The 14,972-nt window shown below is 39.9% G+C and carries 15 protein-coding genes; 12 read left to right on the forward strand and 3 right to left on the reverse strand.

The genetic code is table 11. From position 1 onward, the window contains the following. From aroC to J9537_RS07780, 9 genes are all read left to right on the forward strand, one after another. Entirely contained in the window at positions 1–1,161 is a 1,161-nt protein-coding gene (gene aroC / locus J9537_RS07740) for a chorismate synthase (RefSeq protein WP_218255516.1), read from the forward strand. Positions 1,162–1,177: 16 nt separating this feature from the next. Further along, positions 1,178–2,251, forward strand: a complete 1,074-nt coding sequence (locus tag J9537_RS07745; RefSeq protein ID WP_218255517.1) for a prephenate dehydrogenase — start codon at positions 1,178–1,180, stop codon at positions 2,249–2,251. Positions 2,252–2,255: 4 nt separating this feature from the next. After that, complete coding sequence (gene aroA, locus J9537_RS07750) at positions 2,256–3,527, forward strand: 3-phosphoshikimate 1-carboxyvinyltransferase (protein ID WP_218255519.1); 1,272 nt, start codon at positions 2,256–2,258, stop codon at positions 3,525–3,527. 65 nt (positions 3,528–3,592) lie between these two features. After that, entirely contained in the window at positions 3,593–4,102 is a 510-nt protein-coding gene (locus J9537_RS07755) for a shikimate kinase (RefSeq protein WP_010744849.1), read from the forward strand. Beyond that, the gene (gene pheA, locus J9537_RS07760; RefSeq protein ID WP_218255521.1) at positions 4,102–4,950 is read left to right on the forward strand and encodes a prephenate dehydratase; all 849 of its coding nucleotides are present in this window, start codon (positions 4,102–4,104) and stop codon (positions 4,948–4,950) included. Before J9537_RS07755 ends, pheA begins: the two co-directional genes overlap by 1 nt. Positions 4,951–5,046: 96 nt before the next feature. Then, entirely contained in the window at positions 5,047–6,228 is a 1,182-nt protein-coding gene (locus tag J9537_RS07765) for an LCP family protein (protein WP_218255523.1), read from the forward strand. Positions 6,229–6,307: 79 nt separating this feature from the next. Further along, on the forward strand, positions 6,308–7,153 hold the full coding sequence (locus tag J9537_RS07770; RefSeq protein ID WP_218255525.1) for a DegV family protein: 846 nt from the start codon (positions 6,308–6,310) through the stop codon (positions 7,151–7,153). A 656-nt stretch (positions 7,154–7,809) separates the two neighbouring features. Further along, entirely contained in the window at positions 7,810–8,289 is a 480-nt protein-coding gene (locus J9537_RS07775) for a DUF6530 family protein (RefSeq protein ID WP_010744853.1), read from the forward strand. Between the two features lie 24 nt (positions 8,290–8,313). Further along, positions 8,314–10,545 carry an AAA family ATPase gene (locus tag J9537_RS07780; RefSeq protein WP_218255527.1) on the forward strand — a complete coding sequence of 744 codons (2,232 nt, stop codon included), beginning with the start codon at positions 8,314–8,316 and terminating at the stop codon, positions 10,543–10,545. A 39-nt stretch (positions 10,546–10,584) separates the two neighbouring features. On the opposite strand, the gene J9537_RS07785 is transcribed toward J9537_RS07780, so the two are convergent. Genes J9537_RS07785 through J9537_RS07795 form a run of 3 tightly spaced genes read right to left on the reverse strand, consistent with a single transcriptional unit; the run spans position 10,585 to position 12,435 of the window. Then, entirely contained in the window at positions 10,585–11,124 is a 540-nt protein-coding gene (locus J9537_RS07785) for a TIGR01440 family protein (RefSeq protein ID WP_376713123.1), read from the reverse strand. Positions 11,125–11,146: 22 nt separating this feature from the next. Further along, entirely contained in the window at positions 11,147–11,641 is a 495-nt protein-coding gene (locus J9537_RS07790) for an ECF transporter S component (RefSeq protein ID WP_218255528.1), read from the reverse strand. Continuing rightward, the gene (locus tag J9537_RS07795; protein ID WP_218255530.1) at positions 11,638–12,435 is read right to left on the reverse strand and encodes a bifunctional hydroxymethylpyrimidine kinase/phosphomethylpyrimidine kinase; all 798 of its coding nucleotides are present in this window, start codon (positions 12,433–12,435) and stop codon (positions 11,638–11,640) included. The genes J9537_RS07790 and J9537_RS07795 overlap by 4 nt, the downstream gene beginning before the upstream one ends. A gap of 195 nt (positions 12,436–12,630) precedes the next feature. On the opposite strand from J9537_RS07795, the gene J9537_RS07800 reads away from it, so the two are divergent. The 3 genes from J9537_RS07800 (at position 12,631) to J9537_RS07810 (ending at position 14,811) form a co-directional block, all read left to right on the forward strand. Continuing rightward, positions 12,631–13,254 (forward strand): NAD(P)H-binding protein, encoded by a 624-nt coding sequence (locus tag J9537_RS07800; protein ID WP_218255532.1) that lies wholly within the window; start codon positions 12,631–12,633, stop codon positions 13,252–13,254. Between the two features lie 158 nt (positions 13,255–13,412). Then, a complete protein-coding gene (locus tag J9537_RS07805) occupies positions 13,413–14,030 on the forward strand; it encodes a hypothetical protein (protein ID WP_218255534.1) in 618 nt (205 codons plus the stop codon). A gap of 112 nt (positions 14,031–14,142) precedes the next feature. Next, positions 14,143–14,811 carry an HAD family hydrolase gene (locus J9537_RS07810; RefSeq protein ID WP_218255536.1) on the forward strand — a complete coding sequence of 223 codons (669 nt, stop codon included), beginning with the start codon at positions 14,143–14,145 and terminating at the stop codon, positions 14,809–14,811. The last annotated feature ends 161 nt before the right edge of the window (positions 14,812–14,972 follow it).

Genomic DNA, 14,972 nt, shown 5'->3' on the forward strand with positions numbered 1-14,972 from the left:
ATGCGTTACTTAACAGCTGGAGAATCTCATGGACCAGAATTAACTACGATCATCGAAGGTGTTCCAGCAGGACTAACACTTTCTGTTGAGGCAATAAACCAAGAATTAGCTAGAAGGCAAGGCGGGTATGGACGCGGTGGGCGAATGAAGATCGAAAAAGACCAAGTTCGAATCACTTCTGGGGTCCGTCACGGCAAGACATTAGGTTCTCCAATTACTATGATCGTTGAAAATCGTGATTGGAAAAATTGGCAGAAGGTTATGTCTGTTGAGCCAGTAGCTGAAAAAGATGAAAAATTACGTCGGGTCTCAAAACCACGACCAGGACACGCGGATCTTGTTGGCGGAATGAAATACCATCACAGTGATTTAAGAAATGTGCTAGAACGCTCATCCGCTCGTGAAACAACGATGCGAGTAGCGATTGGCGCCCTTGCTAAGCAAATTCTAGCGGCGGTAGATATCGAGATCGCCAGTCACGTAGCCATTTTAGGTGGGATTGAAGCTGCCATTCCTACAGAATTAAGTGTTGACGAGATCAAAGCAAAAACAGCTGCTTCAGAAGTCAATATGGTCGATGAATCAGTAGAGGAATCGGTCAAGGCATTGATTGACCAAACGAAAAAGGCAGGAGATACCATTGGTGGTGTCGTTGAAGTGCGAACAGACAACGTTCCTGCAGGATTAGGCAGCTATGTTCAATGGGATCGAAAATTAGATGGAAAGATCGCTCAAATCATGATGAGCATCAATGCTTTCAAGGGCGTAGAATTCGGTATCGGATTCGAAGCAGCTCATCAACCAGGCTCAAAGGTCATGGATGAAATCGTATGGAATGAAGGCTACAGCCGAACAACGAATCATCTTGGCGGCTTTGAAGGCGGAATGACTAATGGAGAACAGATTATTGTCCGAGGAGTCATGAAGCCCATTCCAACGTTATACAAACCGCTCATGAGTGTAGATATTGATACGAAGGAACCTTATAAAGCAAGTGTGGAGCGTTCTGATAGCACTGCGGTACCAGCTGCTTCTGTAGTTGCGGAGCATGTAGTCGCAACTGTATTGGCTGAAGAAATTCTAGAAAAATTCTCATCAGATACCATAGATGAATTACAACATGCGGTAGCAGAATACCGAAAGGAAATCAAAAACTTTTAAGAGAGAGGGTACGTCTATGAGAAAAAAAGTGTTCGTCTTAGGACTTGGTCTAATCGGCGCTTCGCTTTGCAGAGCAATCAAACAACCAACAATTGAGCTGTTTGGCTGGGATTATTCGGAAGAGACTCGGCAAATTGCGAATGAAGTTGGATTAGTTGATGAAATTGCTTCTATTGAAAGAGCAGCTGAGATGGATATTATTATTTTAGCCGTACCCGTTTTATCCACCTTGCATTATTTGCACGAGCTGGCACGTTTGCCGCTAAAAGAAAACGTGATCGTAACAGACACAGGCAGTACAAAAAATGAAGTCATGAAGTTAGCGAAAAACCTGCCATTTAACTTTATCGGAGGACATCCGATGGCTGGTTCTCATAAGTCAGGGGTGAAGGCTGGCAACCCAAATCTTTTCGAAGAGGCTTATTACATTTTGACACCGCCTGAAGGGGCAAACGTTGAACCGCTAATGGCGGTACTAGAACCGACCAGAGCGAAGTTCGTTGTGATTGAGCCTGAGTCTCACGATGAAATTGTTGGCGTTTTGAGCCATCTACCGCACATTGTCGCGTCAGGTCTAGTAAAAATGAGCGATCAACTGACAGAGGGGCATCCTCGTGCCACTCAGCTCGCAGCAGGCGGGTTCCGAGATATTACACGTATCGCTTCCTCTGATCCACAGATGTGGACAGATATTTTGCTCACAAATCGCACGATCCTATTAGATTTAATCAGCGGCTGGCAAGAGGAAATGTCCAAAATCAGAGAAAGCTTGGTTCAAGAGGACCAACCGGCCATTTATGACTTCTTTAGTCAGGCAAAGCATTCGCGGGATCATTTACCATCAAAAGATCGTGGTGTAATTCCAGCGTTCTATGACCTTTATATCGATATTCCTGATATCGCTGGGGCAATTGCCAAAGTCATGACGATCATTAGTAATGCAGACATTTCCATCATTAATCTGAAAATTCAAGAAACACGTGAAGATATCTTCGGTGTTTTAGAACTTTCTTTCAAAAATCAAGCAGATCTGGAAAAAGGACAATTATTAATCGAGGAAGCAGATTTTCGTTGTCGCAGAAGGAGTTGAACAAATGAAACTATTGAAAAATAAATCAGGGCTAAGTGGTACATTGACTGTACCAGCAGATAAATCTATTTCACATCGCAGCATTATGTTTGGCGCAATCAGTCATGGGAAGACAACGGTTCATAATTTTTTAAGAGCGGAGGATTGTCTGAGCACCGTCGCTGTCTTTAAAGCCTTAGGTGTTACGATCGACGATGACGGCGAAGTGATAAGCATTGAAGGAAAAGGCTTTAAGCATCTACAAGCACCTCAGCAGATTTTAGACGCTGGAAACTCCGGCACGACAATGCGCTTGGTCTTAGGAATATTGGCCGGCCAAACTTTTCATTCGAAAATCGCTGGCGATGCATCCTTGAATCGTCGACCGATGGAACGTGTCATGGGACCTTTGAGAATGATGGGGGGCAATCTTCAAGGAGAACAAGGCAGTGAGTTTCCTCCGATTGAAATTGAAGGAGGTCCATTATCAGCGATCACCTACGAAATGCCCATCGCGAGTGCACAAGTAAAATCTGCGATTCTTTTCGCAGCATTACAGGCTGAAGGTTTGACTACTATTATTGAAAAAGAAAAATCACGCAATCATACAGAAGAAATGATCAAACAATTCGGCGGAAACATTTCGGTAGATGATAAAACAATTACTGTGTCAGGCGGACAACAGCTTGTCGGGCAGAAAGTAACTGTTCCAGGAGACATTTCGTCGGCTGCTTTCTATCTAGTCGCTGCTACTTTGTTAGCCGATAGCGACCTTCAATTGAAGCACGTGGGAATCAATCCTACACGAACAGGAATTTTAGATGTGCTACAAGAAATGGGGGCAGATATTCAAGAAGGCTTGGTTGATTCGCAAAATCAGGCAGCAGACTTACAAATCAAAGCAGCACCGTTAAAGGCTGTGGAGATTAAGGGAGAAATTATTCCTCGTTTGATTGATGAGCTTCCAGTAATCGCATTAGCAGCAACTCAAGCAGAGGGAACGACAGTCATCCGAGACGCGGAAGAATTAAAAGTAAAGGAAACCAATCGGATCGACGCAACGGCTCAAGAATTAAACAAATTAGGAGCAAACATCGAAACAACAGAGGATGGCCTGATTATTCATGGTCCAACACCATTACATGGCGGCACTGTTGATAGTCATGGGGATCACCGCATCGGTATGATGCTTCAAATCGCCGCTTTATTGACAGAAGATACCGTAGAACTCAATAATCCTGAAGCGATTAATATCTCTTATCCAAACTTTTTTAATGATCTAGCGTCATTGATATAGCTTTAGTAAAAATGAAGGTTGATGTTTTTAGTTATAAAGTACTCAAAATGAATGGAGAATGCCTAATGGAATCAATTGTCTTGATCGGCTTTATGGGAGCTGGAAAAACTACGATTAGTAAAGAACTTGCAACGACGTTAAATGCCCGTGTGGTAGACATGGATGATGTTTTAGTTGAACGGATCGGTCAGCCGATCAGCGAATATTTTGAAGAACACGGAGAAGCTTCTTTCCGAGAACATGAAACAAATCTTTTAAAGGAGGCGTTGAATGAAGAATCTGTCATTGCTACAGGCGGCGGCGTGATTCTTCAAAAGGAAAATCAAAAAGTTTTGTCCGATAAATTAGTTGTTTATCTAAAAGCAGATGCAAATGTACTGGTCAAAAGAATTCGGGAAGACAAGGTGAACGTTCGACCACTAGCGATTAAAAATGATGATGGAGATTTGAAGCGTTTATTCTTTTCAAGAGAAAAGCTTTACGAAAAACTTGCCAAAATTACTGTAGATACTTCAGAAAAACTGCCAAAGGATATTGTTAGTGAAATCATTCAGCAGGTCGAGGTTGCATCATAATGAAAGTTGGTTATTTGGGACCTAGGGGCTCATTTACCTATAGCGCGGCAGGAAACTTTTTCAATGATGAAGTCCTCCTGCCCTATGAATCCCTTACAGCATTATTGGAAGAGCAACGTAAAGGAGCATTAGACTATTGTGTCGTTCCCATTGAAAATACGATTGAAGGTTCTGTGTTACCGACTCTTGACCTAATTTTCCAAACGCTGCCGACAATTCAAGCAGAGATCGTGCTTCCTATCCAGCAGCAGTTAATGGTCCATCCTGCGCATGCTGAAACTTGGGAGAAAACTGAGCTTATTTGTAGCCATCAGCAAGCCTTAGCACAATCTCAAGTATTTCTGATGAAGCACTTTCCTACTGTAGACATTGAGCAGATCGGTTCTACAGCACAAGGAGCTCAAAAGGTAGCTGACCATCCGAACCAGCGCTATGCAGCAATCGGGTCCCGTGACGCAGCGGAACAGTTTGGGTTAACGATTGTCCAAGAAAACATTCAATCCATCAGTGAAAATGAAACACGTTTTTGGGTACTCGGGGAACAACCCCTAACAGGAGATTTACCTCAAGGGAAAAATAAGGCTACTCTTCTATTTGATTTGGCTTCGGATCATCCGGGCGCATTGTATCAATGCTTAGCTATTTTTGCAGCAGAGAGCATTAATTTAACCAAAATTGAATCTCGCACACAAAAGACAAAGCTAGGAGAATATTTTTTTATTATTGACTTGGAAACGCCTGAAGAAGAAAAACTCAGCAGAGTATTGCTTCAATTAAAAGAGAAAAACTTCGCAGTCACATTGATCGGCGATTATCCAACATATCTTCCAAAGGTTAGAAAATCTTAGTAGTTAAGGTTTTCTAATTTTTTTTGGGAAAAATAAGACAAAGTGCAGATGATTTGCTATTTTATTAATAATAGTAATGAGATGAAGAGGTGCACTATGAGCCGAATGGATAAATATAAGAAGATTCATGAGGAAAGTCAGAAGGAGGAGAAAAAACCTTTTGGCTTTCGTCGTGAAATGAAGAAGAACGAAAAAGCAGACCAAGAACCGTTACACTATGAAGAGCCACAAGAATCCTATAGAGAACCAGAAGAAGAGTTTTACTATGAGGATCATTATCAAGAGCCAAAGAAAAAAAGATTCAACGTCAAATTCCCGACATTTAGAAATCCTCTTAAGAATCCTTTTAAACGAAAGCCCAAAAATCCTTATAAACAGAAACCAAAGAAAAAGCGAAGTTGGCGCCGAAGGGTAATTATGATTTTGGTTGTTCTTTTAGGGTATTCTGTCATTTCTTTCGGTATCGGGAATTTCGCTGCAAAGCACGATTCCTCAATGCCAAAAATTGAGACACAAGAGTTTAATGGCGCGACATCGGAAAATGGGAAACGCAATATTTTGCTTTTAGGTAGTGATACCCGTGATAACATCAGTGGGCGCTCTGATTCAATGATGGTGCTGCAAGTTGATGGCTTCGGAAAAGCCAAGCTTGTCTCATTTATGCGAGACATGTATGTCAATATTCCTGGTGTTGGTCAAAACAAGTTGAATGCAGCTTATGCTTATGGGGGAGCGGATCTCGTCCGTCAAACCTTAAAAGAGAATTTTGGAATCGATTGTCGCTATTATGCCATGGTGGACTTTCAGACGTTTGAAAAAGGGGTAGATGCCTTGTCCCCTCGCGGTGTTCAAATTGATGCTGAAAAGGACATGAGCTCATACATTGATGCACCTATTAGTAAAGGTCCGCAACGAATGGACGGTCATACCTTATTGAACTATGCTCGTTTCCGAATGGATGAAGAAGGTGACTTCGGACGTGTACGCAGGCAACAGCAAGTAATGCAATCTGTTTTTGGACAGCTGATCAATCCTTTGGTTTTACTACGCGGTCCTTATGCTGCAGGAAAAATTTGGGGCTATCTTTCAACCGATATGCCCAACACATACGTTTTGACGCATCTATTCAATTTCGGTAAAGCCGTGGTCGGAATCGATCGCTTGACCTTACCAGTGGATGGTTCATGGTCTTATATCGATACCGCCAATGCCGGCAGTGCCTTAGCAGTTGATACAAACCAAAATGCACAAGCAGCTCAAGAGTTTTTAGGGAAGTAATCGGATTTTGATTCCCATCAATCTATGAGTATGCTATATTATAATTATTGTAAATTTTGATTGAAACGAGGAAGCGACTATGAAATTAGCGATCGTGACAGATAGCACTGCTTATCTGAATGAACGCACGCGCAATCATAAAGATTTATTCATCATTCCAATTCCTGTCATCATCGATGGTGAGCCATTTGAAGAAGGCGTAGATATTGGCTATGAGGAATTTTATCAGAAACTAAAAAATAGCAAGGATTTCCCAAAAACATCACAACCCGTTTTAGGTGAGGTCTACGAATTGTATCGCTCAATTAAGGAACAAGGATACGACACGGTAATTAGTATTCATTTATCAGAGGGTATCTCGGGTTTTGTCCGTACTTTGACAGCGATCAAAGATGACATTGAAGGACTGCAGGTTATCCCTTATAACTCAAAGATTACAAGTGTCCCAATGGGGTATATGGTAGAAAAAGCTTTGGAAATGAGTGATCAAGGAAAACCATTAGACGATGTATTGGCAGCAGTTGATCAAATTCGTGATACTACAAATGCGTATATCATTGTTGATGATTTAGATAATTTGGTCCGTGGAGGTCGTTTAACCAATGGCGCTGCGATCATCGGCGGTTTATTGAAAATTAAACCAATCCTAACCTTTGAAGATGGAAAGATTGTTTTAGCTGAAAAGATCCGTTCATTAAAGAAAGCGTTGCAGCGTACTGAAGAAATCATCGAGGAACGCCGTCAAGAAAATGAATCTGAGTTAAGAATTTATGTCATTCACGGAAATAATCCAGAACTTGCTCAACAGGAATATGAAAAGCTACGTGAAAAGTATCCAGATGCAACGATTGACATTGGAACATTCGGGCCTGTCATCGGTACCCACTTAGGGGATAAAGCCATCGCCCTCGGCGTAGCCAAATAGCATGCAACTCACTAACAATGTTAGTGAGTTTTTCTTTTTATAAAAAAGGCAATTCCCGGTTCATAAGGAAACCTAGCCAAATCGAACGTTTTGAACAAAACAAGCAACAAAAGCGTTTAGTTTAATGGTATACGCTATGAACATAAAACTCATTTTTGCGGGTTACAAAAAATGATTAATTAAATAGGAGTTAGTTGCCAGTTAAACTTTTCCCAGTCTATAAAAAAGTAAAAGGTAAAACAAACGCTCCACACAAGACAAGCAATAAAAGCGTTTAGTTTAATGGTATACGCAACGAACATAAAACTCATTTTTTGCGGGTTACAAAAAATGATTACTTAAAATAGGAGTTAGTTGCCAGTTAAACTTTTCCCAGTCTATAAAGAAGTAAAGGTAAAACAAACGCTCCACACAAAACAAGCAACAAAAGCGTTTAGTTTAATGGTATACGCAACGAACATAAGACTCATTTTTTATGGGTTACAAAAAATGATTACTTAAATAGGAGTTAGTTGCAAAAATCATCGGAATTGCGTATCCTTTTTTCATCAGTAGTTTAGTAATTTACTAATTCACTAAAGAGTTATTAAACAGATTAATCGCCGGTTTGATTCCATTCAACTAGAATATTAATGATGTCATTAGGAGGAGAAGCAATGAAAATACCAACGAATTTAAAACATAAACCTGTATTTTTAGTAGAAGATTACGATAAAATCGATGGTCACCATGCTTGGGAAAGTGATGCAAAAGGTTTAACCTTAGGATTGGCTCAATGGAACGATCGTGGACGAGTGGACATTTCTGGAAAAGTTTGGCGACACACTGGTGAAAAATGGTCCCGTCAATCCGAGGAATTACCAATTACTCGGATTTTAGATTTAGCCATTTTAGTAGCTCAATCAAGTATTTATTTACAAGATGCCTATCGCTATGAAAAATTTTATGATCCAGAAGATCCCAAAGTAGATATTATTGGTCTTCAAGGAGGACGAATGGAAGTCAAAGTCGATACAGAAAATCCAAAGATTGATGAAGATATCATTTTATTCAATGACACGATGAACAAGGATGGTGACTTGATCGCCCAACGCTATCGCACATTAAAACGCCTACTAGACGAATTAGGCTATTAGAAATTAAGTGATGAGGTGAAGAGAATGGAAAATACTTTTGTCATTACAGAAGGACGAAAGTTTACCAAAGTTGAACAGCAAATGATCTGGCGAAAGCCGGCTAGTCACAAAACCAGTGAGGAAGAAGTAAGAATCGCGTCAGAGATTAAAAATAATTGGTTCGATCCAGAAATGAAAATAATGAATGTTTTACTTGAGGGTGATGCTGGTTCCGGCAAGACGCAATTAGCACGTGCCTTATCAGATGATCTGCAACTTCCTTATACCAAGGTTACTTGTTTTGCCGATATGGATAAGACGGATGTCTTTGGCGCGCTATTACCTGTCGTCACAGCCGATTATAATGAAGACCAAGAATTGTTAGAAGCCATTTATCAGACAGATTCTTTGCAAGAGGTACTTTCAGTAATCGAAAAGCACTTTCAAATTACTGAGGAACAGGCTAGAGAACGATTAAGCAATCTGATCGAGCGAATCGACCAAGAGGACTATCCAACCAATGTGGAGTATAAGTTCTATCCTTCAGAAATTGTCCGCGCGATGCAAAAAGGATACCTATTAGAAATACAAGAACCTACTGTAATTCGTGACGCTTCAGTTTTAGTCGCATTGAACTCTGCACTAGAGCCAAATGGTCTGCTGAATATTCCAACTGGAATCATTCGCAGACATCCAGATTGTGTGGTCATTATTACCACAAATCGAAACTATCAGGGCAATCGTCCTCTGAATGAATCTTTGCGTGACCGAGTACAGCACGCTGAAAAAATGGATCTCCCTTCAATTGAAGTCATGATTGAGCGTGCGATTGCAAAAACAAATTTTTCAGATCGGGATTACCTAGAGATTATGGCAGAAATCATCCGTTTACTGGATGAAACAGCTAAGGCGAATGCTATTAAGGGCGTTGCAGGGATGCGCTCCTATTTCTTCTGGGTCAACAGTTTAAAACAAGGGCAGGACCCTTTAGAAAGTATATTTCCTAAAGTCCTTTACAAATTAACAACGGACGAAACAGAATTAAAAATTCTGCAGGAGGCTTTAGAACAAAGCAAGCTGTTAACTGAGCTTCAACAAGTTAGAAACCTGCAAAAACTAAGACAGGGCAGGAGGATCAGCCAGGCTGAAGCGGATCAACGAAATATCTTTGAAGAAGCAGAAGAAGCGACCTTGAAAAATGAGGCAATAGAAACGGACGACGCCACTGAGAATAAAGAAACAAAAATAGAGGAAGCTGCTGAAAAAGAAAAAACAAAGGCCGAAGCCGCAACTATTTCTGATGAGGCAGAAAGAGGAGAATCTGAAGCAGAAAGCACGAGCGCTTCAGTAGATGAGGAAGATAAGGTTGGTTCAGCTATGTCGCTAGATGAAATGACCGAATTGGACAAGACGATTCGAAAAGAACGTAATCGTGAAATTCGAGAAAGCTTAAAAGAAACGATACACGCTAAAGAAGGAACCATTCTTCATCGACCAACTATCAATGAAGCCGCCATTAAAGACGGTCAAGAACTTACACAACAGGTACTGCCCGAGGTAGACAGCTTAAGCCGTGTAATAAATGATCTATTAAATAAAGAAGTTAGTAATGACTTCTCGAGTGGAAAATATTATGGTGCGCGTTTTAATCCGAGCCATGTTGCTTACGGAGACTTGAGAAATTTTGATAAGAAGAATCCGCCTAGTGAACAGCCTTCATTAGCATTAGCAGTCCGAGTGGATGAATCGGGTTCGATGCTGCGAGACGATCGCATCCAAAATGCGAAATTAGCAGCAGTTGCTTTAAGTCTTTTTGCAGAAAAAACCAATATACCATTGATGCTTTACGGCGATTCAGCGGACGTCAGCCAACGAGAAAAAACATCCATTTATTCTTACAAAGAATTTGAAGATGGCTATGATTTCATGGCAGCTAAGATTTCTACCATGAAACCACGGCAAAACAACCGTGATGGTGTCCCCCTTCGATTATTAGCCGAAAAATTAAGCCAGCAAGCTGCTGATACGAAGGTTTTACTTTCAATCAGTGATGGTCAACCGAAAGCCTTACCGGATTATACTGGTGAAAAAGCAAAGCAAGATATTCAATCTGTTTTAGATGACTACGAACGAAAAGACATCTTATTTATTGCTTGCGCTATCGGTGAGGATAAAGAACAATTAAGAAACTTATACGGAGAGAACAACTTTGTTGATATCTCTGATATTTCAACGTTGCCGCAACAACTTCTTCAACTGATTGCTCGATTTGTATAAAAAAATTCCCTGCGAACTTCTACGCAGGGAATTTTTTTACTAATAAGTCGCACGAGGACCTCCAATGTATTTAGGGCGGCTACGCAAAGCAGTGACATGGGCACCGCCTAATTCATGAAGAGAGGGACGAACAGGCACCTGAACATACTTTACATGCATGCCAATTGAAGTATCGCCAATATCAATGCCTGCTTGGGCAACAATGTGTTCTACTTCGACAGGGTCCGTGAATTGCTCAAAAGCAGCCACAGAACAAGAGCCGCCTGCGTGTAAAGCGGGTTTGACTGAAACAATTTCCCAATCTTTTTTCTCAGCAAGCTCACGCTCCACAACGACTGCGCGATTAATATGTTCACAGCCTTGTACTGCCAAATATATTTTTTTTGGATCAAGAATGGATTTTAAGGTTTCGATTACCCATTGTCCGACCTCTTGACTAGAGTTTTTCCCAATAGTGCCGCCAACGATCTCACTTGTTGTGCAACCAAGGACGAAAGTATCACCAGCTTTAAGGTTTGCTGCTTCTAAAACATCTTTCGTAATCGTTGTTAATTGTTGTTGTAATTTTTCTTTTTCCATTTGAATGACTTCCTTCTATTAACTATTTATATTGAGGATGGCGTAATACCCTCTGCAATGCATGAAAAAGAGGGACTGTCACCGCGATACCAAAAATATTTTGTATGCAATTCCCTGGTAATGAGGCTAAACCGGCTGGCCAGCCAAATAAGAAGGTCGTTGCTAACGCATAACCGATGATCATGAACAAGCTCGCAAAAAAGAACCCTATAACAAGCCCTTTCTTATTTGGATACTTGGAATAGAAATGTCCTAAGATCAACCCTTGAACACCATGAATAATGATCGAAAAAATTGCCCATTCGGGATACCCTGAGATCAGGTCAATCAAACCACCGCTTAATGCACCAACCAAAAGTCCACCACTTGGACCAAAAAGCAACGCAGAAGCATAAATTCCTACTTCACAAAGTGTGACAAATCCCTTGGTAGCAGGAATAGGGATGATAAATAGAATTGATAAGGTAACAGTCAATGCGACCATCATAGCAAGCTTTGTCATCTCTTTTGTTTTCATGCCTTTGCCTCCGTTCTCACACGATCTCCAAACCAAACATTTCCTTCGCCGTTTTTCAATAAGATACCATTTTTGATTCCTTGATAAACATATTCTTTACTGTGACGAATCGCATCAATCAACGGTTCACCTAAGACTAGGTTCGAGGTAATCGCTGATGCAAATGAGCAGCCCGCACCATTTATAGCACCGCTAGTCAACTTCGGTTTGGAAAAGAATTCTAGCTGTGTCCCATCGAAAAACAAATCCGAAGCTAAATCACCAGAAAGTCGTTCGCCGCCCTTAATCACTACAGTAGGGGCGCCGAGCGCAACTATTTTTTTAGCCGCCTGTTTCATTTCCTCTAAATTAGTAATTTTTTGTTGACTTAAAATCTCCGCTTCCTTTAAGTTTGGCGTGACAATCGTTGCAAGAGGAAATAATTCAATCAGCTTCTCTCGATAAGTCTCGCTGTAAACATGATCCGTTTCTTTAAAGGCCATAACTGGATCTAGTACAATGGGCCCATGAAAAGACTGGAGAAAGTTCTTTATGATTTCTAGTGGGTCCAATTGATGTACTAAACCAATCTTTATACCAGCTAGATTCAAATTTTCATCAATAGTGTTTAATTGATCCTTTAAAAGCTCTGAGGATAAATCCTTTATTTCAAATTCCCTATTCTTAACCACTGCGATACAAGTAATAGCCGTGACACCGAATAATTGATAATTCTCAAATGTTTTCAAATCCGATTGCAGACCACCACCTGCTAAAGTGTCTGATCCAGCAATAGTCAGCACTGCTTTTGTCATAAAAAAACTCCTTGTAACATCATAATTGAGGATGTCTCATATAAAGTATCCTCCGTAATGATTCTTATTATAAAGTTCAATAAAAAAATTTAAACAGCCAATTGGTTGTTTTATAGCTCATCCAATTATAAGTGAAAATAGTTGTTTCAGTATCAAAAGTGCGTTAGCATGTGGAGGTGAAAGGGGATCATCTATATGAAACTATTTATTGCAGGTGCAACCGGGCGTGTAGGAGAAGAATTAATTAAAAATTTAGAGAAGAAGGGGCATTTTATCTATGCAGGCGCTCGCCGAGTGGATGCAATTAAAACGAGCAAGTCAGTTCAGCCTGTTCATTTAGATTTACATGGGAGTGTTGATGAAATCGCCGATACCTTAGCAGATGCAGAAGCCGTCTATTTTGTCGCTGGCTCAAGAGGAAAGGACTTGTTACAAACCGATCTTTACGGAGCAGTTAAATTGATGCAGGCGGTAGAAAAGAGAGGGATCAAGCGTTACATTCACCTGAGTTCGTTATTCGCTTTGCAACCAGAAAAATGGAGTGGTTCGTTGACAGATTACAACATCTCAAAATTTTTCTCAGATAATTGGCTAATTGATAAGACCACTTTAGACTATACGATTCTCCAGCCAGGAAGCTTAAAAGAAATTCCAGGCAGTGGAAAAATTACAACGGAGATCACTGAAAAATCCGAAAACGCGATAGAGAATGTTGCTGCTGTTTTAGCCGAAATACTCGAACAAGAGAACACTATCAAAAAAGTCATTTTAATGGGAGATGGAAAAACTCCGATTAAAGAAGCCCTGAAAAAAATATAAAGATGGATCCACTCAGTGCAAAAGCTTATCTGAGTGGATTTCTCTTTTGTAAATTCAGTCGAGCGGAAAAATATTAAATAATTTCTTAGTCTTTCAGCTAACTTAATGATAAAATAGAGGTTGCTGAAATGAGAATTCCGTACCTAAGGAGAGACCTTATGAATCTTCAAAATATTCATGATCTTAGAATCGAAGAGGGGGTTCAAATGATCCGAAAAAGAAAGATAGCAAAATACTATATGAAGGTACAGGGCTTTGCAAAGAAAGAAGCCTATGAAACGGCCCAAAAGACGCAGCCAGAATTTGCTGAGGCTCGTAAACTTTATCTTGCATTGTATTACGAGGCAAAACCCGTATTTGCTGAGCGAAGCAAAAAAGAGAAGGCGCTGAGAGTTTATCAAGTCTTCAGCATTATTGCGCTTATTTGCTTTGTCATTTGGTTGTTCAACAACGGGTATGTGAATGGTTCAAGCGTCACGGATAATTTTCTTCTAATTGCTCTGATTATCAATTTCGCTGTTACAAGTTATTTTGATGAAAAGGTAACCGAACGAATCCATGAACGAAAAACTAGAGAACTTTTTCGTCACGATCCAGAGGCTTTATATAAATTAGCTCAAGTAGAAGAAATTAAGCGAAATATTTTTCGTGCAGAGCATCGAGGCATCAAACTAGTTGAAGAGCACAAAGAAGAAAATGAGAAACAACCTGAAAACCAATCAAAGATTATCTCAATAGATAAGTTAAAAGCATTGAGGAATAAAATAAAAAAATAGCCAACTACGTGGATAAGGGACGTAATTGGCTATTTTTGTGGTTCAATTTGCTTTTTACGAAAGGGTTTGCAATAATTCGAACTATACTAACCAATAGAGGAGGTAGAATGAAATGCTCAAAGCGATTATTTTTGATATGGATGGCGTGATTGTCGATACTGAGTTTGAAGATTTTCGAATTCAACAGGCATTCATAATGAAGGAAAATCCAACACTTAACCAAGAAAACACGAATTTCGAAAAACTTATTGGGCAATCTTATGACATGCTTTATAAAACATTGAGAACATTTATTGGCAGCAATGATTCTTTAAAAGAAATAGAAGCACGTTTTGAAGAATACAATGAGGTTGCTTATCGAGCCATTGATTATCAACAGCTTTTTCGAAAAGAAATCTTTTCTATTTTAAACTGGTCAAAAGAAAATGACATTCAATCAGCTGTTGCATCCTCGTCGACCTACGAACACATTATTGAGGTTTTGGCGGCTTGTGGGATCCAAGATTCTTTTGATGTAATTTATAGCGGCGAGTTTGTCAAAGAAAGTAAGCCAAATCCTGAAATCTATTTGAATACTCTGAAGAAATTAAATGTAGCATCCAATCAGGCAGTGGCTATCGAAGATTCATTTTATGGGATCAGTGCAGCTAAAGCTGCTGGAATTCCTACCATTGCTTATAAAGAAACTCGAGCTGCTATTGATCAAAGTGCCGCAGATTATATAGCAGAAGATATGACTGCAGTTTTTGAAATTGTTCAATCTATAAAAAATCTAAAGTAGGGAGAGGTTATTAAAGTTTTCTCTAGTTTTAATATGAAAGTAATAAGAAACCACTAACTATTACAAAAGAGAATTTTTTCACAAAGGTTCTATGATAAAAAGCATTCTGTCAAAAAAATCACTTTTATTGCTGTTTTATGATCGTTTAATTCAGAATATGA

The sequence above is a fragment of the Enterococcus raffinosus genome (assembly GCF_019175485.1).
Taxonomy (GTDB): Bacteria; Bacillota; Bacilli; order Lactobacillales; family Enterococcaceae; genus Enterococcus_A; species Enterococcus_A raffinosus.